Annotated in this window: 10 protein-coding genes; 9 read left to right on the forward strand and 1 reads right to left on the reverse strand. The window is 74.4% G+C overall.

The annotated features are described in order from the left end of the window. The first annotated feature begins 5 nt into the window (after nt 1-5). From ACLJPY_RS33825 to ACLJPY_RS33865, 9 genes are all read left to right on the forward strand, one after another. Nucleotides 6-6,299, forward strand: a complete 6,294-nt coding sequence (locus ACLJPY_RS33825; RefSeq protein ID WP_410594828.1) for an amino acid adenylation domain-containing protein — start codon at nt 6-8, stop codon at nt 6,297-6,299. Next, complete coding sequence (locus ACLJPY_RS33830; RefSeq protein WP_410594830.1) at nt 6,296-16,735, forward strand: amino acid adenylation domain-containing protein; 10,440 nt, start codon at nt 6,296-6,298, stop codon at nt 16,733-16,735. The genes ACLJPY_RS33825 and ACLJPY_RS33830 overlap by 4 nt, the downstream gene beginning before the upstream one ends. After that, nucleotides 16,732-18,027, forward strand: a complete 1,296-nt coding sequence (locus tag ACLJPY_RS33835) for an MFS transporter (protein WP_410594832.1) — start codon at nt 16,732-16,734, stop codon at nt 18,025-18,027. The genes ACLJPY_RS33830 and ACLJPY_RS33835 overlap by 4 nt, the downstream gene beginning before the upstream one ends. 112 nt (nt 18,028-18,139) lie before the next feature. Beyond that, on the forward strand, nt 18,140-19,045 hold the full coding sequence (locus tag ACLJPY_RS33840; protein WP_410594834.1) for an ornithine carbamoyltransferase: 906 nt from the start codon (nt 18,140-18,142) through the stop codon (nt 19,043-19,045). 7 nt (nt 19,046-19,052) lie between these two features. Continuing rightward, nucleotides 19,053-19,763 (forward strand): nuclear transport factor 2 family protein, encoded by a 711-nt coding sequence (locus ACLJPY_RS33845; RefSeq protein WP_410594836.1) that lies wholly within the window; start codon nt 19,053-19,055, stop codon nt 19,761-19,763. 23 nt (nt 19,764-19,786) lie between these two features. Beyond that, the gene (locus ACLJPY_RS33850; protein ID WP_410594838.1) at nt 19,787-20,860 is read left to right on the forward strand and encodes a branched-chain amino acid aminotransferase; all 1,074 of its coding nucleotides are present in this window, start codon (nt 19,787-19,789) and stop codon (nt 20,858-20,860) included. 100 nt (nt 20,861-20,960) lie between these two features. Beyond that, nucleotides 20,961-22,070, forward strand: a complete 1,110-nt coding sequence (locus ACLJPY_RS33855; protein ID WP_410594840.1) for a hypothetical protein — start codon at nt 20,961-20,963, stop codon at nt 22,068-22,070. Nucleotides 22,071-22,488: 418 nt separating this feature from the next. Next, complete coding sequence (locus ACLJPY_RS33860; protein WP_410594842.1) at nt 22,489-22,893, forward strand: STAS domain-containing protein; 405 nt, start codon at nt 22,489-22,491, stop codon at nt 22,891-22,893. Nucleotides 22,894-22,988: 95 nt separating this feature from the next. Next, nucleotides 22,989-23,429: an ATP-binding protein gene (locus ACLJPY_RS33865; RefSeq protein WP_410594844.1), complete on the forward strand. Its 441-nt coding sequence runs from the start codon at nt 22,989-22,991 to the stop codon at nt 23,427-23,429. Here ACLJPY_RS33865 and ACLJPY_RS33870 read toward each other — a convergent pair. Continuing rightward, nucleotides 23,390-24,217 (reverse strand): NAD(P)H-binding protein, encoded by an 828-nt coding sequence (locus ACLJPY_RS33870; protein WP_410594846.1) that lies wholly within the window; start codon nt 24,215-24,217, stop codon nt 23,390-23,392. The genes ACLJPY_RS33865 and ACLJPY_RS33870 overlap by 40 nt on opposite strands. Nucleotides 24,218-24,242 lie beyond the last annotated feature (25 nt).

Genomic DNA, 24,242 nt, shown 5'->3' on the forward strand with positions numbered 1-24,242 from the left:
GTTCGGTGTTCCCTCTGTCGTTCGCGCAGCAACGGTTGTGGTTCCTCAACGAGCTCGAAGGACCGAGCTCGACGTACACGGTGACGCTGTCGGTCCGGCTGCGGGGCCCGCTCGACCGCGCTGCGCTCGCCGCGGCCTTCGACGACGTCGCCGAGCGGCACGAACCGCTGCGGACCGTCTTCCCGGTGGCGGACGGTGTCCCCCGCCAGCACGTGCTTCCCGAGGCGTCCGTCCCGGTGTCCTTCGTGGACACCGACGACGTCGAGGGCGGCCTCGCGGCCGCCGCCGCGCACGTCTTCGACCTGGCCGGCGAACTGCCGGTGCGCGCCTGGCTCTTCTCGGAAACGGCCGAGGAGCACGCGCTGCTGATCAGCGTGCACCACATCGCCTGCGACGGCTGGTCACTCGACCCGCTGCTGCGCGACCTCGGCACCGCCTACGCGGCCCGGCTGACCGGCGCGGCACCGCAGTGGGCTCCCCTGCCCGTCCGGTACCGGGACTACACGCTGTGGCAGCGGGAACTGCTCAGCCGCGAGGACGACGCCCAGAGCGTCATCGCGACCCAGCTGGCGTTCTGGCGGGCGGCGCTCGCCGACCTGCCCGCCGAGCTGGCGCTGCCGCTGGACCGGCCGCGCCCGGCCACCGCGGCCCACACCGGCGGCACCGTCGCCGAGCCGATCCCGCCCGCCCTGCTGGACGCGCTGACCACGCTGGCCGAGAAGCACGAGGTCACGCTGTTCATGGTGGTGCAGGCGGCGCTGGCCGTGCTCTACACCCGGCTCGGGATGGGCACCGACATCCCGCTCGGCACCCCGGTCGCCGGGCGCACCGACGACGCGCTCGACGAGCTGGTCGGCTTCTTCGTCAACACGCTGGTGCTGCGGACCAGCACCGCGGGCAACCCCTCGTTCGCGACCCTGCTCGAGCGCGTGCGCGAGACCGACCTGGCCGCGTTCGCCCACCAGGAACTGCCGTTCGAACGGCTCGTGGAGGTCCTGAACCCCGAGCGCTCGAACGCGCGGCACCCGATGTTCCAGACGATGCTCACCCTGCAGAACACCGCGGCGGCCGAGCCCCGCTTCGCCGGGCTGACCGCGACCCTGGAGCACCGCGACCCGGGAACGGCGAAGTTCGACCTGCACTTCGAGGTGAAGCCGGCCCTCACCGGCGACGGCGGCCTCGTCCTCTCGGCCGACTACGCGAGCGCCCTGTTCGACGAGGGAACCGTGCGGACGCTCGTCCGCCGGCTGCTGCTGGTCCTGCGGCAGGCCGCCGCGGACCCGGCACGGCGGCTCGGCCGCATCGACGTCCTGCTGCCCGGGGAACACCACGAACTGGTCGTGGCCTACAACGACGTCGACGGCACCGAAGCCCCCGCGTCCCTCGGCGAGCTGTTCGAACGGCAGGCACAGCGGACGCCGGACGCCACGGCGGTGGTGTGCGGGACCGAAGAGCTGACCTACCGGGAGCTGGCGGCCCGCGTCGCCGGGTTCGCCGGCGCACTGGCGGCCGCCGGGGCGACCGGGTCGGTGGCGGTCCTGATGCGCCGCGGGGCCGACCAGATCGCGGTGCTGCTCGCGCTGGCCCGGCTCGGCGCCGTCTACGTCCCGCTGACCGCCGGCTTCCCGGCCGGGCGGACGGCGGCCATCCTCGACGCCACGGACGCGCGGGTGCTGGTCACCGACGCCGCCCACCGGTCCGGCGAGACGGCCGCGGACTTCCCCGGCGCCGTGCTGTCCGCCGAGGAGCTGCCCCGGACGGGCCCGGCGCCCCGGCCGGCCGTCCACCCCGGCTCGCTCGCGTACGTGATGTTCACGTCCGGTTCGACCGGCCGCCCGAAGGGAGTGGCGGTCTCGCACGCCAACGTCGTCGCCCTCGTCCGGGAACGCTGCTGGGCGAACGGGAACCACCGCCGGGTGCTGCACTACTCGGCGCTGGGGTTCGACGCGACCGTGTACGAGGCCTGGGTGCCGCTGCTGAGCGGCGGGACCGTGGTGGTCGTGCCGGACGCGCGGGTCGGCACCGAAACGCTGGCGCGCGCGATCGTCGAGGGCGCGGCCACGGCGGCGTACCTGACGACGGCGCTGTTCGCCGCAATGGCGCAGAGCGAGCCGGCCGCGCTGCGGCACCTGCGCGAGGTCTGGACCGGCGGGGACGTCCTCCCGGCCGCCGCCCTGCGGCAGGTGCTGGCCGAGTGCCCGGACCTGACCGTCGCGCACGTGTACGGGCCCACCGAGACCACGGTGTTCTGCAGCCACGAGACCTTCGGCCCGCACCGGCCGTTCACCGGAAACCTGTCGCTCGGGCGCCCGATGGCCGGCACCGGGATGTACATCCTCGACGACGCGCTCGCACCGGTCCCGGTCGGCGGCGTCGGCGAGCTGTACGTTTCGGGCTCGCACGTCGCCCACGGCTACCTCGGCCAGAGCGGCCTGACCGCGACCCGGTTCGTCGCCTGCCCGTTCGGCACCGGCGAGCGGATGTACCGCACCGGCGACCTCGCTCGCTGGCGCGCCCCGGGTGTGCCGGAGTTCGCCGGCCGGGTCGACGGGCAGGTCAAGATCCGCGGCTTCCGCATCGAAACCGCCGAGGTCGAGCGCGCGCTGGCGGCCTGCACCGGAGCGCAGGCCGTGGTGGTGGCCCGGGAGGACCGGCCCGGCGACAAGCGGCTGGTGGCCTACGTCGCCACCGGCGGTACCCTCGACCGGCGGGCCCTGCGCGAAGAACTCGCCGCGGTGCTGCCGGAGTACATGATCCCGGCGGCCGTCGTGCAGCTGGACCGGCTGCCCCGCACCGGGAACGGCAAGCTGGACCGGGCGGCCCTGCCCGCACCGGAGTTCCACGGCGAAGGCGGCCGCGACCCGCGCACGGCCCGCGAAGAGATCCTGTGCGGCCTGTTCACCGAAGTGCTCGGCGCGTCCGCGGTGGGTCCCGACGACGACTTCTTCGCCCTCGGCGGGCATTCCCTGCTCGCCACCCGGCTGATCAGCCGCATCCGCACCGCGCTCGACGCCGAACTGGGCATCCGCGACCTGTTCGCCGCACCGACCCCGGCCGGGATCGACCGGCGGCTCGGCGGGCCCGGCCGGCGGCGCCCGCCGGTGGTGCCGTCGGAGCGGCCCGGGCCGCTGCCCCTGTCCTACGCCCAGCAACGGCTGTGGTTCCAGCACGAGCTGGAGGGGACGAGCGCGACCTACAACATCCCGCTGGCGCTGTGGCTCTCCGGCGAGCTGGACCGCGACGCGCTGCGGCTCGCCGTGGCGGACCTGCTGGAGCGCCACGAGACGCTGCGCACGGTGTTCCCCGCCGAGGACGGCGTGCCGGTCCAGTGCGTGGTCGACCGCCCGGCGGTACCGCTCACCGTCGAGGACGTCCCCGGCATCGGGGACGGCGAACTGGAGGCGCGGCTCGCGGCGGCGTCCCGGCACGCGTTCGACCTGACCGGCGCAGTCCCGCTGCGGATCACGGTGTTCAGCACGTCGGCCCGGCGGCACGTGGTGCTCGTCCTGGTGCACCACATCGCCTGCGACGGCTGGTCGCTGCGGCCGCTGCTGGCCGACCTGAGCACCGCCTACACCGCCCGGCTGGCCGGTCACGCTCCACAGTGGACACCGTTGCCCCTGCGGTACGCCGACTACACCTGGTGGCAGCGGGACCTGCTGGGCACCGAAGACCAGCCGGGCAGCCTGCTCGCCGAGCAGTCCGCGTACTGGACCAAAGCGCTGGCCGGTCTTCCGGGGGAGCTGGTCCTGCCCACCGACCGGCCCCGGCCCGCGGTGCTGTCCCACCGCGGCGACGTGGCCGGCTGCGAGATCGACGCCGGCCTCCACCGGAAACTCGCGGAGCTGGGCCGGTCGCACGGCGCCACCCTGTTCATGGTCCTGCAGGCCGCCCTCGCCGTCCTCTACACGAAACTCGGCGCGGGCACCGACATCCCCATCGGCACCCCGATCGCCGGCCGCACCGACGAAACCCTCGACCCCCTCGTCGGCTTCTTCGTCAACACGCTGGTCCTGCGCACCGACACCGCCGGCAACCCCACCTTCAGCCGGCTGCTCGGCCAGGTCCGCGAGACCGACCTCGCCGCCTACGACAACCAGGACCTGCCCTTCGAACGGCTCGTGGAGCTGCTCAACCCCGAACGCTCCACGACCCGGCACCCGCTCTTCCAGACGATGCTCGTCCTGCAGAACGCCACGCCCGCCGACTTCTCCTTCGCCGGGCTCGAGACGACGCCGCAGTCCCGCGACGCGGGCACGGCGAAGTTCGACCTCACGTTCGCGGCCGCCGAGACCGCCTCGGGGGCACTGGCGCTGACCGTGGAGTTCAGCACGGACCTGTTCGACCGGGCGACGGCCGAGCAGCTCGGCCACCGGCTCGTGCGGGTGCTCGCCGCCGCCGCCGAGGACCCGTCCCGCCGCCTGGCCGACCTCGACGTCCTCGGCCGGGCCGAACGCGAAACCGTGCTGCGCGACTGGAACGACACGGGCACGCCGCACGCGGCCACCACGGTGGACCGGCTCTTCGCGGAGCAGGCCGCGCGGACGCCGTCGGCCACCGCGCTGGTCTTCGGCGACCGGACGATCGGGTACGCCGACCTCGACGGCCGCGCGAACCGGCTCGCCCACCACCTCGTGGCCGCCGGCGCCGGCCACGGCCGGACCACCGCGATCCACCTGGAGCGCGGCCCGGACCTCGTGGTGGCGCTGCTCGCCGTGCTCAAGGCCGGCGGCGCCTACACCCTGCTCGACCCGGACCACCCGCCCGCGGCGACCCGGGCGGTGCTGGCCGAGGTCGGCAGCGCGCTGGTGGTCAGCCGGTCGGCGGCGGCCGCGCGGCTGGCCGACGACGGCCTCACCGTGGTCCGCCTCGACGGGGACGCGGCGGCCATCGCGGCCCGGCCGGACACCCCGCCGCCGCCCACCGCCGGGCCGGACGACCTCGCGTGCGTCATGTTCACCTCCGGCTCGACCGGCCGCCCCAAGGGCGTCGCCACCCCGCACCGGGCGCTGGCCGGCACCATGGTGGGCCAGGACTTCGCCGACTTCGGGGTCGACGAGGTCGTCCTGCAGTGCTCGCCGATCTCCTGGGACGCCTTCGCGCTGGAACTGTTCGGCGCGCTGCTGCACGGGGCGGCGTGCGTGCTCCAGCCGGGGCAGCGCACCGAACCGGCGGTGATCGCCGAGCTGGCCGCCCGGCACCGGATCACCACGATGTACCTGTCGTCGAGCCTGTTCAACCTCATGCTCGACGAGTACCCGGAGACCTTCCGCGCGGTGCGGCAGGTGATGACCGGCGGCGAGGCCCTGTCGGTGCCCTACATCGCGAAGGCGATGGCGGAATTCCCGGGGCTGCGCGTGATCAACGGCTACAGCCCGCTGGAGAACACGATCTTCACCGTCTGCCACACCGTGACGCCGGAAGACCTGGCCCGGCCGTCGATCCCGCTCGGCCGCCCGGTCGCCGGCAAGTCGGTCTACGTCCTCGACCCGATGCTGCGGCCGGTGGCGCCCGGGGCGCCCGGCGAGCTGTACATGGCCGGGCTGGGGCTGGCCCGCGGCTACCACGGCCGGGCGGCGCTCACGGCCGGCCGGTTCGTCGCGTGCCCGTTCGGCCCGGCGGGAACCAGGATGTACCGCACCGGCGACCTCGTGCGCTGGACCGACGGCGGCCGGCTGGAGTTCCTCGGCCGGGTCGACGACCAGGTCAAGCTGCGCGGGTTCCGGATCGAGCCGGCCGAGGTCGAACTGGCGCTGACCCGCTGCCCCGGCGTGGGCCGGGCCGCGGTCGTCGTCCGGGAAGACCGGCCGGGTGACAAGCGGCTCGTCGCCTACCTGGTCGCCGACGGCGAACCGGACGTCGACGGGATCCGCGAGTCGCTGGCCGCCGCCCTGCCGGAGCACCTCGTGCCGGCCGCGTTCGTCGTGCTCGACGCGCTGCCGATCACGGCCAACGGCAAGCTGGACCGCCGGGCGCTGCCCGCACCCGACTACGCGGGCGACGACGGCGGCCGCGAGCCGCGGACCCCGCAGGAGGAAGTCCTCTGTGGACTGTTCGCCGAAGTCCTCGGGCTACGCGGGGTCGGCATCGACGGCCACTTCTTCAAGCTCGGCGGGCACTCGCTGCTGGCGACCCGCCTGATCAGCCGGGTCCGCACGGCGCTGGGAGTCGAATTGAGCATCCGGGACCTGTTCGCCCACCCCACGGTCGCCGGGATCGTGCCGTTGCTGGCCGGCCTCGGCCGCGCCCGGCCGGCCCTGCGCCGTCGCGTGCTGACCGAGCCGGGTGAGCTGTCGTGACCGGCGCGATCCCGCTGTCGTTCGCGCAGCGGCGCCTCTGGTTCCACGACGAGCTGGAAGGCGCGAGCTCGACCTACACCGTGACCGTTTCCTTGCGGCTCGCGGGCCAGCTGGACCGCACGGCGCTCGGGAAGGCGGTCGCCGACGTCTGCGAGCGGCACGAGGTGCTGCGCACGGTCTTCCCGGTGACCGGCGGCGTTCCCGCGCAGCGCGTGCTCGACCCCGCCGCGGCCGCCGTCGCCGTCCACACTGAGGACGTCACCGAAGCGGACCTCGAGGAGACGCTCGCCGCCCGCGCCCGGCACGTGTTCGACCTCGCCACCGAGCTCCCGCTGCGGGTGTCGCTGCTGGCGCTCGGCCCGGCCGAGCACGTCCTGCTGGTCGTCGTCCACCACATCGCCTGCGACGGCTGGTCGCTCGGCCCGCTCCTGCGGGACCTGGCGACCGCCTACCGGGCCCGGTGCGCCGGGCGGGCGCCGGCGTGGGCACCGCTTCCCGTGCAGTACGCGGACTACACCGTGTGGCAGCGCGACCTGCTCGGCGACGAGGACGACCCGGACAGCGTCCTGTCGGCCCAGCTGGACTTCTGGCGCGAGCAGCTGCGTGACCTGCCCGAGGAGATCCGCCTGCCGCTCGACCGGCCGCGGCCCGCTGTCGCCTCGTTCCGCGGCGACGTCGTCCCGATCGCCCTCGGCGCCGAGCTCCACCGCGGGCTGCTCGCGCTGGCCGCGGGCCGGGAAGCGACCGTGTTCATGGTGCTGCAGGCCGCGCTGGCGGCCCTCTACACCAAGCTCGGTGCGGGCACCGACATCCCGCTCGGGGCGGCGCTGGCCGGCCGGACCGACGAGGCGCTCGAAGACCTCGTCGGGTTCTTCGTCAACACCGTGGTGCTGCGCACCGCCACCGGGGGGAACCCGACCTTCGGGGAACTGCTCGACCGCGTCCGGGAGACGAACCTGGCCGCGCACGCCCACCAGGACGTCCCGTTCGAGCGGCTGGTCGAGGTGCTCAACCCGGACCGGTCCGCGGCGCGGCACCCGCTGTTCCAGACCCTGCTCACGCTGCAGAACACCGGCGGGGCCGCGGCGGAGTTCGCCGGGCTGGACGTCACCGCGCTGCCGGTGGCGGTGCCGGTGGCGAAGTTCGACCTCACGATCGCCTTCGCCGAGGTCACCGGGCCCGACGGCACGCCGCTGGGCATCGAAGGCGGCATCGAGTACGCCACCGACCTGTTCGACCGCGCCACCGTCGAAACCCTGCTCGGCCGGCTCGTGCGCCTGCTGGAGCAGGTCGTCGCCGCTCCGGGGACCCGGCTGGACCGGCTCGACGTGTTCGCCGGTTCCGAGCGCGCGGCCCTGCTGGTGGCCTACAACGACACCGCGCCCGGCCCGCCGCTGCGGCTGGGCCTCGGTGAGGCGTTCGACCGGCAGGTGGCGGCCACCCCGGACGCGGTCGCCCTCCACCACGAGCAGACCCGGCTGACCTACGCCGAGGTCGGCGCGCACGCCGACCAGCTGGCCCGGCACCTGCGCGCCCTCGGCGCCGGACCGGGCACGTGCGTCGCGCTCGCCGTGCCGCGCTCGCCCGACGCGGTGATCGCCCTGCTCGCCGTGGTCAAGGCGGGGGCGGCGTACGTGCCCCTCAGCCTCGGCGATCCCGCGGCCCGGCTGGCCCACGTCCTGGCGGTGACCGAGCCCCGGGTGATCGTCACCACCTCGGCCGCCGGCGCGCTGCTGCCGCCGTCACCCGTGCCGACGTGCGTCCTGGACGACGGGCCGGCCGCCGGCGCGCCCGGTGACGCCACGGTCGCCGTCCCGCTCGAGGCACCGGCCTACGTCATGTTCACCTCCGGCTCCACGGGCCGGCCCAAGGGCGTCGCGGTGACCCACGCCAACGTCCTGGCCCTGGCCGGCGACCCGGCCTGGGCCGGCGGGAACCACACGCGGGTGCTGCACTACTCGGTGCAGGGTTTCGACGCCTGCGTCTACGAGATCTGGGTGCCGCTGCTGCGCGGCGGGACCGTGGTGATCGCCCCCGACTGCCGGGTCGACACCGACCTGCTGGCCCGGACGATCCGGGCGGGCGCACCGACGGCCATGTACCTGACGACCGCCCTGTTCGCCGCGATGGCCCAGGACGAACCCGCGGCGCTCGGCCGGCTGCGCGAGGTGTGGACCGGCGGTGACGTGCTGGCGCCCGCGGTGCTGGCGCGGGCGCTGCGGGAGTGCCCGGAGCTGACGGTCACGCACGTGTACGGGCCGACCGAGACGACGGTCTTCTGCAGCTACGAGACGTTCGGCCCGGACCGCCCGCTCGACGGGGGCCTGTCGCTCGGGCACCCGATGGCCGGCACGGCGATGTACCTGCTGGACGAGCACCTGCAGCCGGTTCCGGTCGGGGCCGCCGGCGAACTCTACGTCTCGGGGACCCACGTGGCCCGGGGTTACGTCGGCCAGGGCGGGCTGACCGCCACGCGGTTCGTCGCCTGCCCGTTCGGTCCGGGCCGCATGTACCGCACCGGGGACCTGGCGCGGTGGCGCGCCGAAGGCGTGCTGGAGTTCCTCGGCCGGGTGGACGGCCAGGTGAAGCTGCGCGGGTTCCGGATCGAGACCGGCGAGGTCGAGCGGGCCCTCACCGCGTGCCCGGGGGTCGGCCAGGCCGCGGTGGTCCTGCGCGAGGACCGGCCGGGCGACAAACGGCTGGTGGCCTACCTCGTCGCCGCGGCCGGGCTCGACCCCGCCGCGGTCCGCGACCGCATCGCCGGGGAGCTGCCCGCGTACATGGTGCCGTCGGCCTTCGTCGTGGTGCCCGCCCTGCCGCGGACCGGCAACGGGAAGCTGGACCGGGCGGCCCTGCCCGCGCCGGAAGTGCGCGGCGGCGGCCGGACCCCGCGCACGGCCCGGGAAGAGATCCTGTGCGGCCTGTTCACCGAGGTGCTCGGGGTGCCGGCCGTGGGGCCCGACGACGACTTCTTCGCCCTGGGCGGGCACTCCCTGCTGGCCACCCGGCTGATCAGCCGCATCCGCACCGCCCTCGACGCCGAACTGGGCATCCGCGACCTGTTCGCCGCACCGACCCCGGCCGGGATCGGCCGCCGGCTCGACCGGGGCCGGGCCGCCCGGCCGAAACCGCGGCCGAAACCGCGGCCGCAGCCGCGGCCCGCGCGGCTGCCGCTGTCGCCGGCCCAGCAGCGCCTGTACTTCCTGGACGAGTGGGAGGACACCCCGAGCGGGGCCTACAACGTCGCGACGGCCCTGCGGATCTCCGGGGAGTTCGACTCCGGCGCCGTGGTCGCGGCGATCCACGACGTCGTCGACCGGCACGAGGTGCTGCGGACCGTGGTCGACCGCGACGGCCCCGGCCAGGTCGTGCGGCCCGCCGGCACGGCGGTCCCGGTGACCGTGCGGAGCATCGCGGCGGAAGAGATCGACGCGGCGGTGGCGGACGCGACGGAACGGCCGTTCGTCCTGACCGGCGAAATCCCGGTCCGCGCGGCGGTGTTCGCCGTCTCGCCCGCCGACCACGTGCTGGTCCTCGTGGTGCACCACATCGCCTGCGACGGCTGGTCGATGGGCCCGCTGCTGGCCGACCTGGCCACGGCCTACCGCGCGCGCCGGGCCGGCGCCGCGCCGGAGTGGGCACCGCTGCCGGTGCAGTACGTTGACTACACGCTGTGGCAACGGGACCTGCTCGGCGCGGAGGACGATCCCGCCAGCGTCCTCAGTGGACAGATCGCGTTCTGGACGGCCGCGCTGGACGGCCTGCCCGCGGAGCTGGCCCTGCCCCGTGACCGGCCGCGCCCGGCGACGGCCACGTCCGACGGCGCGGTCCTCCCGGTCGAGATCGACGCCTCGCTGCACCAGGGCCTGCTGGACCTGGGCCGGTCCCACGGCGCCACCCTCTTCATGGTCCTCCAGGCCGCCCTCGCCGTCCTCTACACCAAACTCGGCGCCGGCACCGACATCCCGATCGGGACCCCAATCGCGGGACGGACCGACGAGGCCCTCGACGACCTCGTCGGCTTCTTCGTCAACACCCTCGTCCTCCGCACCGGCACCGACGGCAACCCGGCCTTCACCGAGCTGCTCGCCCAGGTCCGGGAAACCGACCTCGCCGCCTACGACCACCAGGACGTCCCGTTCGAAAAGCTCGTCGAACTGCTCAACCCCGAACGCTCGACGACCCGGCACCCGCTCTTCCAGACGATGCTCGTCCTGCAGAACACCGCCGCCGCCGACTTCTCCTTCGCCGGCGGGGAGACCGAACTGCTCCCGCTGCCCGCCCGGACGGCCAAGTTCGACCTGTCACTGGCCTTCGCGGAGACCCGCGACGGCGACGGCAAGCCGGCCGGCCTCACCGGCGGCGTCGAATACGCCACCGGGATGTTCGACCGGGCCACCGTCGAAGCGATCTTCGCGCGGTTCGTGCGGGTACTGGCCCAGGCCGTCGACCGGCCGCGGACCACGGTCCGCGAGTTCGACGTGCTGAGCGCGGACGAACGCCGGATCCTGCTGCTGGAGAACAACGACACCGGGGCGGACTTCCCGGAGACGACGCTGCCGGAGGTGTTCGAGGAGCGGGCCGCCCGGACCCCGGACGCGGTCGCGCTGGTCTTCCGGGGCACCGCGTTGACCTACGCCGAGCTCAACGGCCGCGTCAACCGGCTGGCGCGCCACCTGGTGGCCCAGGGTGCCGGCCCCGAACAGCTGGTCGCACTGGCCCTGCCCCGCTCGGCCGAATCGGTCGTCGCCCTGCTGGCCATCCTCAAGGCCGGCGCGGTCTACCTGCCGATCGACCCCGAGCAGCCGCCGGATCGGCTCGCGTACCTGCTGACCGACGCGAACCCGCTGCTGATGCTGGAAAAGCCGGTCGGCGAGGAGGTGCTCGCCCGCTACCCCGCCACGAACCTGTCCGACGCGGACCGGACCGCCCCGCTGCGGCCGTCGAACGGCGCCTACGTCATCTACACCTCCGGCTCGACCGGGCGGCCCAAGGGTGTCCTGGTGGAGCACCGGGCGCTGACCAACCTGCTGCTCAACCACCGCGGCGGCCACGTCGTCGGCGACCGGGGACAGCGGCTGCGGGTCGGCATGAGCGCCGTCTTCCCGTTCGACACCTCGCTGGAGGGCCCGCTGCTCATGGCCGAGGGCCACGAGCTGCACGTGCTCGACGACGAAACCCGCCAGGACCCCCGCGCGACGGTCGACTACGTGGCCCGCAACCGGATGGATCTGCTGCACACCACCCCGTCCTACGCGCAGCAGCTCATCGCGGCGGGGCTGCTGGCCGAGGAGGAGCCCCGGCGGAAGGTCGGGCTGAGCGCGAAGTTCTCCTTCGACACCTCGCTCGAAGGCCCGCTGCTCATGGTCGAAGGCCACGAACTGCACCTGCTCGACGACGAGACCCGGCGGGACCCGCGGGCCATGGTCGACTACGTGGACCGCAACCGCGTCGACTTCCTCGACCTCACCCCGACGTACGCGCAGCAGCTGATCACGGCCGGGCTGCTGACCGAAGGACGGCACCACCCCCGGATTCTGATGCTCGGCGGCGAGGCGGTGCCGCAGGCGCTGTGGGACGCGGTCGCCGAGGCCCCCGGCGTCACCGGCTACAACGTCTACGGCCCGACCGAGTGCACGGTCGACGCCCTGTCCCGCCGCATCGACGGCGGGGGCCGCCCGTCGCTGGGGCTGCCGCTGCGCAACCTGCGGGTGTACGTGCTCGACGACGACCTCCGGCCGGTGCCGCCCGGCGTTCCGGGCGAGCTCTACCTGGCCGGGCGCCAGCTCGCCCGCGGCTACGCCGGCAAGGCGGTGCTGACCGCGTCGAGGTTCGTCGCCTGCCCGTTCGGCCGCCCGGGCGAGCGGATGTACCGCACCGGCGACCTCGTGCGGTGGCTGCCGGACGCGACGCTCGAGTACCTCGGCCGCACCGACCACCAGGTCAAGGTGCGCGGCTTCCGGATCGAGCCGGGCGAGGTCGAGCACGTGCTCGCCGAACAGCCCGGCGTCGCCGAGGCGGTGGTGATCGTCCGGGAGGACCGGCCCGGTGACCGGCGCCTGGTCGCGTACGTGGTCGCCACGGACGGCGAGGACGGCACTGACGTCGACCCGGCGGCCCTGCGGCGGGCCCTCTCGGCGGCGCTGCCGGACTACCTCGTGCCGTCGGCGATCCAGCGGCTCGACGCGCTTCCGCTGACGGCGCACGGGAAACTGGACCGGCGGGCGCTGCCGGCGCCGGACCACGGGACGGCCGCGGGGGCCCGGGAAGCCCGGTCGCCGCGCGAGGAGATCGTCCGCGGGCTGTTCGCCGAGGTGCTCGGCCTGCCCGCGGTCGGGACCGAGGCCGACTTCTTCGCCCTCGGCGGGCATTCGCTGCTGGCCACCCGGCTGATCAGCCGGATCCGCACGGTGCTCGGCGTGGAATTGGGGCTGCGAGACCTGTTCGCCGACCCCACCCCGGCCGGCCTCGACCGGCGGCTCGGCGAAGGCGCGGCCGCCCGGCCGCCGCTGCGGCCCGGTCCCCGGCCCCAGCGGCTGCCCCTGTCCCCCGCCCAGCAGCGGTTGTGGTTCCTGACCGAGCTCGACGGGCCGGACGCCGGCTACACCATCGCGACCGCGCTGCGGCTGACCGGCGAGTTCGACCCGGCTGCGTTGTGCGCGGCTCTCGACGACGTCGTCGACCGGCACGAAGTGCTGCGCACGGTCTTTGCGGCCGACGACGGCCGCCCGCGCCAGGAGGTGACGGCCCTCGGCGCGGACGTGCGGGTGCTCGACGTCTCCGCCGACGACGTCGAGGCACGGGTGGCCGACGCGGTCCGCGCCCGGTTCGACCTGGCGTCGGAGATCCCGGTGCGCGCCTGGGTGTTCGTCGTTTCGCCGGTCGAGCACGTCCTGGTGCTGCTCGTGCACCACATCGCGTGCGACGGCTGGTCGATGGGCCCGCTGCTGCGCGACCTGGCGCAGGCCTACGGCGCCCGCTCGGCCGGCGAAGCTCCACAGTGGACGCCGTTGCCGGTGCAGTACGCGGACTACACGCTGTGGCAGCGCGAACTGCTGGGCTCGGCGCAGGACCCGGGCAGTGTCCTCGCCGGACAGGTCGAGTTCTGGACCCGGACGCTGGCGGACCTTCCGGCCGAGCTGGCCCTGCCGGTCGACCGGCCCCGGACGTCGCCGCGCTCCCCCCGCGGCGGGGTGCTGCCGGTGGCCTTGGACGCGCAGCTGCACGAGGAGCTGCTCGCACTGGCCCGCACGCAGGGCGCGACGCTGTTCATGGTGCTGCAGGCCGCGCTCGCGGCCCTGCTGACCAAGCTGGGCGCCGGCACCGACATCCCGATCGGCTCGCCGATCGCCGGGCGGACCGACGAAGCCCTCGACGACCTCGTCGGCTTCTTCGTCAACACCCTCGTGCTCCGCACCGACACCGCCGGCAACCCGGCCTTCACCGAGCTGCTGCGCCGGGTGCGGGAAACCGATCTCGCCGCTTACGACCACCAGGACGTCCCGTTCGAAAAGCTCGTCGAACTGCTCAACCCCGAACGCTCCACCGCGCGGCACCCGCTCTTCCAGACCATGCTGGTGCTCCAGAACACCGGCGGCGGCAAGCTGGTCTTCCCCGGCGTCGAAGCCCATCCGCTCCCCCTGGCCGCCGAGACCTCGGCGTTCGACCTTTCGCTGGCGTTCGCCGAGAACCGCGCCGCCGACGGCCGTCCGGCGGGGATCACCGGCGGCATCGAGTACGCAGCGGACCTGTTCGACCGCGGCACCGTCGAAGCCGTGGCCGACCGCTTCCGCCGGGTGCTGGAGCAGGTCGTGCGCCGCCCGTCGGTCACGATGTCGCAGCTGGATGTGCTGAGCGCGACGGAACGCCGGGACCTGCTGGTAGACCGCGCCGGCACGGCAACCGCGTTTCCCGGGCTGACGTTCGCCGAAACCTTCGAGCGGCAGGCGGCCCGCACGCCGGAGGCGGTGGCGCTCGTCTTCCGGGACACCGCCGTCACGTTCGGGGAGCTGAACGCGCGGGCCAACCGGCTGGCCCGGTACCTGGCCGCCCGGGGCGCCGGCCCGGAAGAGGTCGTCGCGCTCGTCCTGCCCCGGTCGGTCGAACTGGTCGTCGCGGTGCTCGCGGTCTTCAAGGCCGGCGCGGTCTACCTGCCGGTGGACCCGGACCTGCCCGCGGAGCGCCGCGGCTTCATGCTGCGCGACGCCCGCCCCGCCGTGGTCCTGGACGGCCCGGTCGACGCGGCGGAACTGGCCGGGCTGGCGCCGTCCGACCTGACCGACGGCGACCGGACGGCCCCGCTGCTCCCGGCGAACGGCGCCTACCTCTGCTACACCTCCGGTTCGACCGGACGCCCGAAGGGTGTCCTGATCGAGCAGCGGGCGCTGGCCAACCTGCTGGGCAACCACCTCGGCGGGCACGTCGTCGGCGGCAAGGACCGGCGGCTGCGGGCCGGGCTCAGCGCCGCCTTCTCCTTCGACACCTCGTTCGAGGGCCTGATCCTGATGGCCGAGGGCCACGAGCTCCACCTGCTCGACGACGACACGCGGCACGATCCCGACGTGCTGGTGGACTACGTCGCCCGGCACGCGCTGGACGTCCTGGACCTCACCCCGTCGTTCGCGCGGCAGCTGCTCACCGCCGGGCTGCTCGGCGAAGGCCGCCACCGGCCGGGGATCGTCCTGCTGGGCGGCGAAGCGGCACCGCCGTCGCTGTGGGAGGAGATCGCGGGCACCCCCGGCGTCACCGGCTACAACATCTACGGCCCCACCGAGTGCACGGTCGACGCGCTGTCCTGCCGGCTGGAGGCCGCGCAGCCGCCGGGAATCGGGCTGCCGCTGCGCAACGTGGCGGCCTACGTCCTCGACGACGCCTTGCACCCGGTGCCACCCGGCGTCCCCGGGGAGCTCTACCTCGCCGGCGCCCAGCTGGCCCGCGGCTATGCGACGCGGGCCGCGCTGACCGCGTCGCGGTTCGTCGCGTGCCCGTTCGGCCCCGCCGGGGCCCGGATGTACCGCACCGGGGACCTGGTCCGGTGGTCGCCGTCCGGAGGCGCCGAGTACCTCGGACGGACCGACGACCAGGTGAAGCTGCGCGGGTTCCGCATCGAACCGGGCGAGATCACCGAGGTCCTGCTCGGCAGGCCCGAGGTCGCACAGGCCGCGGTGGTGCTGCGGGAGGACCGCGGCGACCGGCGGCTCGTCGGCTACTTCGTGCCGGTGGGCGAGGCCGATCCGGCCGCGCTCCGGCGGGAGCTGGCCGCGGTGCTGCCCGCCTACATGGTGCCTGCGGCGCTGGTGCCGCTGCCCGCCCTCCCGTTGAACAGCAGCGGGAAGCTCGATCGGCGGGCCCTGCCGCTGCCGGAGGCACCGGCCACCGCGGCCGGGCGGGAGCCGCGGACACCGCAGGAGCGAGCGCTGTGCGCGGTGTTCGCCGACGTGCTGGGCCTGCCCCGGGTCGGCGTCGACGACAGCTTCTTCGACCTCGGAGGGCACTCGCTGCTGGCGACGCGGGTGGTGAGCCGGGCGCGCGAGAGCATCGGCCTCGACCTCAGCGTGCGGCTGGTGTTCCAGGAGCCGACCGTGGCCGGGCTGTGCGCCCGCCTCGGCGGCGAGCACGGCGGGCTCGAGACGGTGCTGCCGCTGCGGCCGCGCGGCACCGGGGTCCCGCTGTTCTGCGTCCACCCGGCGATGGGGATGAGCTGGTGCTACGCCGGGCTGCTGCGCCACCTGCACCCCGAGACGCCCGTGTACGGCCTGCAGACGCCGGTCCTGACCGATCCCGGGCGCCTGCCCGGCAGCGTCGGGGAACTCGCCGACGAGTACGTCCGGGTGATCCGCGCGGTCCGGCCGCACGGGCCGTACCACCTGCTCGGCTGGTCCTTCGGCGGCGTGCTCGCCCAGGCGATCGCGACCCGGCTCCAGCGGGACGGCGAGACCGTCGGCCTGCTCGCGCTGATGGACGCCTACCCGACCGCGTCCGGAACCGGGGATTCGCCCGCCGAGCTGCTCGACGTCCTGCTCGGCGACGTCGACCGCGCCTTCCTGGCCGGTGTGCCGCTCGGCTCCGTCGACGACGTGGTGACCGCGGCCCGCCGGGGCAACCCGGTGCTCGGGCTCCTCGAACGGCACGAGGTCGAGGCGCTCGCGGCCGCGGCGGCCCGGCATTCCGCCGTGGCGCTGACCCACGAGCCCGGCCGGTTCCACGGCGACGTCCTGCACTTCACGGCCGTCGCGGGCGCCGGCGGCGGGGCACCGCGGCACGCCGACCGCTGGGCGCCCTACACCGCGGGCGAGGTGGAAGTGCGCGAGCTCGACTGCCACCACCTGGAGATGACCAGACCGGGCCCGCTGGCGCTGATCGCCGCCGCCGTGCGGTCCCGGATCCACCCGACGGCGCCGACACCGGCCCCAGCCACCCAGGAAGTGCGGAAATGACGAATACCGTGCACAACGGCGAACAGAACACCCCCGCCGAGGTGGCCCCGCCGCTGTGGCGGGACCGGGCGACCCTGGGCTGGGCCTTCGCGAGAGGCGTGTCCGAGGTCGGTGACGAGATCTGGTTCGTGGCACTGGCCTTCAGCGCCGCCCAGCTCGGCAACGCCGGGCTGGCGGGGCTCGTGCTCGCCTGCGCCACGATCCCGCGGGCCCTGCTGATGCTCGTCGGCGGCGCCCTCACCGACCGGTTCGACGCCCGGCGGATGATGATCTTCTCCGACATCGCCCGGATCGTGGTCCTCGGCGTCTCGCTGGCCGTCTTCGCCGCCGAAGGCGTCTCGGCGACGTTGCTGATCGCCATCGGCTTCCTCTTCGGCGTCGCGGACGCCTTCTACGGCCCGGCGGCCAGTGCCTTCCCCCGGCAGCTGGTACCCCGCCGGGAACTGGGCAGGCTGGCCGCGCTGCGGCAGCTCATCGGCCGGTTCGCCGGGGTGGTCGGCGCCCCGCTCGGCGGCCTCCTCGTCGCCGGCTACGGGCTCGGCGGCGCGATCACGACGAACGCCCTGTCGTTCGCGGTGGTCCTCCTCGTGCTGATCGCGGTGCGGCCGCGCTGGCCGCGGGCGAAGTCCACCGGGGCGTCGGTGCGCGCGGACGTCAAGGACGGGCTCGTCTACCTGAAGCGGACCCCGCGCGTCCGCGACCTGATCATCGCGCTTTCGGGCCTCAACATCTTCGTCTCGCCGGTGCTGTCGATCGGGCTCGCGCTGCACGCGACCGGCAGCGGCTGGGGCGCGACCGGGCTCGGCTGGCTCACCGGCAGCATCGGGGTCGGCGCGGCGCTCGGCACGCTGGTCGCCATGCGGTGGCGGCCGGCCCACCCGGTGCGGACCGCGCTGCTGCTGTTGTTCGTCCAGGCCGCGTCGCTGGCGCTCGTCGGGTTCGCGCCCTTCGGGCTGACGCTGGCCGCGATGATCTCGGTCGGGGTGGTGGCCGGGCTCGCGTCGCCGATGCTGTCGGGCGCCTTCCAGGCCACTGTGGACGACGAGTACCAGGGCCGGGCGAGCGCGGTGCTGAGCATCGCCGACGACGGCCTCGCGCCGCTGGCGATGGGCGGCTTCGGCGCGCTCGCCGCACTGACCGGGCTCGCCACCGCGTCGATCGCCTTCGGCCTGGGCTTCGCGGCCCTGCTGGCCTTCTCGCTCTCGCGGCCCCACGTCCGGGCCATGCGGCTGGACGGCTCGACCGACCTGGAGGCCGAGCCCGGCCCCGGCGGACCGGAACAGCGGCCGTGAGAACTGCCGCCGTTCTGCCCCAGCAGGCGCCGTCCGCCCGGATCACCCGGGATTACGTTGCCGGACAAGCAGTCCAGCCGGACCTCGACGGAGAAAGACGCAGAGGTGTGCCATGCGCAGCTTGATCTCACTCTCGGACATCTCGACGGGCGAACTCGCGGCGCTGGTCGGCCGGGCCGTCGAGTTCGGCGCGGGAGCCAGGGCCACGCCGCTGGCCGGGCGGGCGGTGGGCACGTACTTCCGCCGCTCCTCCACCCGGACCCGGACCTCCTTCTGGCGGGCCGCCACCCGCCTCGGCGCGGACGTCATCACCTTCGGACCGGACGACCTGCAGCTGGTCACCGGGGAGACGCTGGCCGACACCGCGCGCGTGCTCGCGGCCTACCTGGACGCGCTCGTGGTGCGGACCAACGGCGACGTCGCCGAACTGCGCGAGCTGGCGCAGGCCCCGGACCTCGCCGTGGTCAACGCCCTCACCGAGTTCGAGCACCCGACGCAGGCGCTCGCCGACTTCGCCACCATCGCCGAGGAGTTCGGCGACCTCGCCGGACGGCACCTGCTCTACGTCGGCGAGGGCAACAGCACGGCGGCGGCACTGGCGAAGGCGGCCGCGATGACCCCCGACTTCGAGCTCACCCTGGTGACCCCGGCCGGGTACGGCCTGCCCGCCGAGGCGTTCGACGGCACCGGGGAGCGGGTCCGGCAGCACCACAGCCTCGACGACCTCCCGAAACCGGTCGACGTCATCTACACCAGCCGGTGGCAGACGATGGGGGTGTCCAAAGCGGACCCGGACTGGCTGACCGCCTTCGCCCCCTACCGCGTCGATTCCGGGCTGCTGGAACGGGTCAGCTCCGCGTGGACGATCTTCCTGCACGACCTGCCCGCGGTCCGGGGCCAGGAAGTGACCGACGAGGTGCTGGACGGCTCCCGCAGCCGCGCCTGGCGGCAGGCCTACCACAAGATGACCGCCGCGATGGCCGTCCTCGAGTGGTGCACCGCCGCGCGGCCGAGCTGAGCCGCCCGTGTCCCTCACCCACCCGCTGCCCGCCCCGGCCCGCCGGGCCGCGCCGGCGTCCCGGTCCGTTCGCCTGGCGCTGCTGCACCGCGAACTCGAAGCGATCCACGCCCGGTCCGACCGCAGCGACCCGCTCGACGAAACCCTGCTCTGCCTGACCGAGGCGGCCGCCCACGCCGCCGAGGCCGCGGAGCGGCTGCAAGCCCTTCCGCTGGACGACGCCGCACGCACGGCCGAGCTCGGCAAGCTGCTCGCCGCCGCCCGGGCGGCCGTCGTCTGCGCCACCTACGCGATGGCAGACGCCCCCGCACGAGGAGATCGGAGCCGGACCATGACCCAGCCGACCACGACGGCGGCCACCGAAGTGAGCGGGGCCGAGCTGGCCCGGCGCTTCTACGAGTGCGTCGACGCGGGCGACTTCACCGCACTGGCCGCCCTGTTCACCGAAGACTGCGAATACCACCGGCCCGGCTACCGCCCCTGGCTCGGCCGCGCCGGTCTGCTCACCTTCTACACCCAGGAGCGCATCATCCGGTCCGGCGCCCACACGCTGACCGCGGTGCTCGCCGACGGCCCGCACGTGGCCGTGCACGGCCGGTTCGACGGAGTGCTGCGGACCGGAGCCGAGATCGGCATCGGGTTCGCGGACTTCTTCGAACGCGACGCGACCGGCCTGTTCCACCGGCGCCACACCTACTACTTCGCCCCGCTGGCCTGACCGCCGCCCGGAAGGAACCCACCGTGACCCAGCAGATGACCGAACCGGCACCCGGCTTCACCCGGCCCGGCCACGGCGACGCGTTCACCCCGCACGTGGTGACCATGACCTGGACCGAGGACGGCGGCTGGCACGACCGGGGCATCGGCCCGCTGGAGGCGATCCCGATGCACCCGGCGATGATCGGCCTCCACTACGCCCAGGTGATCTTCGAAGGCCTGAAGGCGCACCGGCAGGCGGACGGGTCGGTGGCGGTGTTCCGCCCGGACCGCAACGCGCTGCGGTTCCGGCGTTCGGCACGCCGGCTCGCCATGCCGGAACTGCCCGAAGCGGCGTTCCTCGAGGCCGTCGACGCGATCGTCGCGGCGGACCAGCACCTGCTGCCCGACGACCCGGCCCTGAGCCTGTACCTGCGTCCGCTGATGTTCGCGACCGAGCCGAACCTGATGCTGCGGCCGTCACGGGAGTACCGGTTCCTGATGATGGCGTTCGTGGCGGGCGGCTTCTTCGGCGACGACGTGCTGGCGCCGGTGTCGGTGCTCATCAGCCGCGAGCACAGCCGGGCGATGCCGGGCGGCACCGGGGACGTCAAGTGCGCGGCGAACTACGGGCCGACGTTCGCCGCCCAGCGGCTGGCCCAGGAAGCCGGCTGCCAGCAGGTGGTCTGGCTCGACTCCGTCGAACACCGCTGGGTCGAGGAAATGGGCGGGATGAACCTGTTCTTCGTCCGCGAGACCCCGGCCGGCACCCAGCTGGTGACCCCGGAGCTGACCGGCACGCTGCTGCCGGGCGTGACCCGGGAATCCCTGCTGGTGCTGGGAAAGCAGCTCGGCTACGACGTCCGGGAGGAACGCGTCACGGTCGACGGCTGGCGGGCGGAGTGCCGGTCGGGCCGGATCACGGAGGTGTTCGCCTGCGGGACGGCGGCGGTGGTGACCGCGGTCGGTCAGGTTCGCGACCGCGACGGCGACTGGACCGTCGGCGACGGCACGCCGGGCCCGGTCACCCGCCGCCTGCGCCGGCTGCTGATCGACGTCCAGCACGGCGAGTCCCCCGATCCCGGCGGCTGGCTGCGGCGGGTCCCCCCGATCGGCTGAGCCCCACGACAAGCGGCTTCGCGAACTCGGCGGCCTGAGCCCGTAACCCTTGCCCGTATTACCGAATCGGACCTTGACGTCAACATCGAGGGAGGATTCGATGCGCAAGGTTTTACGGGCAACCATCTTGGCCGCGACCGCGGTGACCACGGGCATCAGTGCGGCCGGGCCCGGCTCGGCCGCCGTGGCCGCTCCGCAGTACCGGCTCGTGCTCGGTTCGGCAGTCACCCTGGAATACCGCGGGATCAACGCGCGCGGGGACATCATCGGTGTCGGGCTCGACGCCGCGCGCTTCGGGCGGGAGGAGGGTTTCGTCCTCAAGGCCGGGACCACGACGCCCGTGTTCCTGGCCGATCCCGGCACGAACAACCAGGACTCCCGGCCGCGGTCCATCAACGACCAGGGCGTGATCGTAGGGAACTACCAGAAGAACGTGGCCGTTCCCGGTGGCGCGCAGGAGATCACCCGCCCGGCGGTCTGGCCGGGTCCCGGCGCGGCCGGGTGGGACCTCGGCGTGAACCCCGCCGGGTCGGCCGATGCCTTCGGCGTCAACGGCCGGCAGCAGATCGTGGGCTGGGAGGGCGGCCGGACCGCGATCACGCCGTGGGTGCGCAACGGCACCACCGTGACCGACCTCCCGCCTCTCGGTGGGTCCGTCGACACCGAAGCGCTCGGCGAGAACAGCACCGGCGTCGTCGTCGGCGAGGGGGCGCTCCCCGGCGGGAACCAGGTGGCCCTGGAGTGGACCGACGGCAAGCTCGGCACGCTCGGCCAGCTGGGCGGCGGCTCCTGGAGCGAGGCACTGGCCGTCAACACCGCCGGCCAGGCGGTGGGCTCGGCCGCACCCGCCGGCAGCTCGCTCTTCGACACGCACGCGGTGCTGTTCAGCGGCGGCAAGGCGATCGACCTCGACGTGCCGCGCGGCGTCAACCCGGGCACCGCGCGGGCCACCGCGATCAACACCAGCGGGGTGATCGTCGGTGAGGACGCCGTCGTTCCCGACGTCTCGGGCATCGGCAACGGCTTCGTCCACCGCAACGGCCACGCGACCGAGCTCGGCTCGCTGATCGCGCCCACCCGGAACGTCCGGCTGGGCGCCGCCGCGGGCATCAACGACGCCGGGGACATCGTCGGCACCGCCGTGCTCACCGCGGCGGACGGCACGGTGTCCTCCGTGGGCTACGAGCTGCTGCCGATCGCGGCCGCCTGACACGGGGTTTCGGAAAACCCGTCCCGGGACGGTTGAACCCACCCACCCGGTGGGTAGGTAACCGTTGCTCGGGACGGGGTCTCGGGAACGGACGGCGGCCTGCCGCGCTGACCGCCTCGCACCGTCGGGGCGGTGTTGGGCCATGACGGTCAGCGCGGCAGGCCGCCGTTGTCGTGCGTCCGCCGCGCCGGTCCGGCATTCCGGTGATCGGAACGCCGGTTGACTTCCCGCCGGAGTGGGCAGTACCCGTTCGGACCGGACGAACGCCTCGGGCGCCTCCAGGTCGTGTGCCGCCCTCCCGGCGGCGCCGCGGTTGAAACCACCAGCCGTCACCGAACCCGCTTCGGCCTGCCCACCGGCGGCCGGCAGCGCGGGGGGCGCGGCGTGCCGGGCCTCTCGCACCGACGAGAGGTCACCCATGCCCGGCATCGTCACCCCCCGCGACCTCGGTACCCCGCACCTCACCCGGACGCGCATCACGGTGACCACCACCGTGGACGCCACGACGGTGTCCGTCGCCGGGGATCTCGACCTGGCCACCACCCCGCGCCTGCGAGACCGGCTGGACGAAGAGCTGAAGTTCCGGCCCGCCGCCTTGGTCATCGACCTCGGCGCGGTCGGCTTCTGCTCCTCCAGTGGCCTGTCCGCCCTGGTCGAAGCCGTCACCGGCGCCCACGCCCGTGGCATCCCCTGCGCGATCGTCACCACGCAGCGCGCCGTGGTCCGGCCGATCCGGCTGCTGCGGCTCGACCGCGTCCTGCCGCTGCACGCCGACCGCGCCGAAGCCGAGACCTGGCTCGCCCTGGTGGCCCGGCTGCGCTGAAGTCGCGCGCTTGGCCGGGGAGACAACCGGGTAGTCCCCCCGGCACCGGCGCCGCGGAACGGCCGCGGCGCGGAACAGGAAGGGGTCCGGCCCGGATGCCGACCGAACAACAGCTGCCCCGGCTCGACGACTCGGTGCGCGTCGTCGCCCTCGAGGTGGCCGACGACCTCGCCGAGCTGGCCACTGTCCGCGCCTGGGCCGACCGCCTGCTCCAGGACCTGCCCGAGCACCAGCGGCTCGACGCGCTGCTGGTGGTCGACGAGCTGGTGTCCAACGCGCTCCGCCACGGGAAGCCCCCGCGCCAGGTCCGCTTGCTGCGCAAACAGGGCTGGCTCTCGGTGGAGGTCGACGATGCCTGCGTCGACCCCGCGTGCGCCCGGCCCCCTTCGGCCGGCGGCGGGCACGGGCTGGCCATGGTGGGCGCCCTGAGCGTGTCCTGGGGTCAGTGGCAGCGGCCCACCGGGAAGACCGTGTGGGGCGAGATCGACCTCACCGGTCAGTTCCAGACCCCGGAGGCCGCGGTTTCCGAGACGTAGTCCTCGAACGGCCTGGCCGGCCGGCCGAGGGCCCGTTCCACGCCGTCGGCGGGTTCGGGCGCCGAGCCGTCGCGGATGGCCGTGAAGACGCCGGTGAGCAGCCGCGCGACCGCGGGCGGGACGCCGGCGGCGACCTGGCGCTCGAGGTGGGTTTCGGGCGCAATGCCGACGTACCGGACCGGCCGGCCGGTGGCCCGGCCGATGAGGTCCACGGCCTCGCCGAAGCCGATCGCCCGCGGGCCCGTGAGCTGGTAGGTCCGGCCGCGGTGGCGGTCCTCGGTCAGCGCCGCCACGGCGACCGCGGCGATGTCGCCGGCGTCGATGAACGGCGTGGCCCCGGCCCCGGCGGGCAGGGACAGCGTCCCGGCGAGGATCGACGGCAGCCACGGTCCCTCGCTGAAGTTCTGCGAGAACCAGTCCGGGCGCAGGATCGTCCAGTCGGCGCCCGAGGCGCGCACGGCGTCCTCGGCGGCCTTGAGCGGGTGGTCGTCGCCGGCCTCGCCGACGCCGCCGGCCGACAGGAGCACCAGCCGCCGCACGCCCGCGGCGACCGCTTCGGCCACGAACCTCGGCATGCGGTCCCCGCCTGCCCCCAGGCTGGGTTCCACGAGGTAGGCGGCGGTGACGCCGTCGAGTGCGGGTGCCCAGGTCGCCGGATCGGCGAGGTCGAACGGGGTGCTCCCGCTCGTGCGGCACGCCGTCCGCACGGGCCGGCCGTCGGCCTCGAGGCGCTGAGCGACGCGGCGACCGGTCTTGCCGGTGCCGCCGAGGATGAGGATGTTCTGCATGAAGGTCAGCCAACTCCGCCGCGCG

Source organism: Amycolatopsis sp. lyj-23, assembly GCF_046549135.1.
Classification (GTDB): Bacteria; Actinomycetota; Actinomycetes; order Mycobacteriales; family Pseudonocardiaceae; genus Amycolatopsis.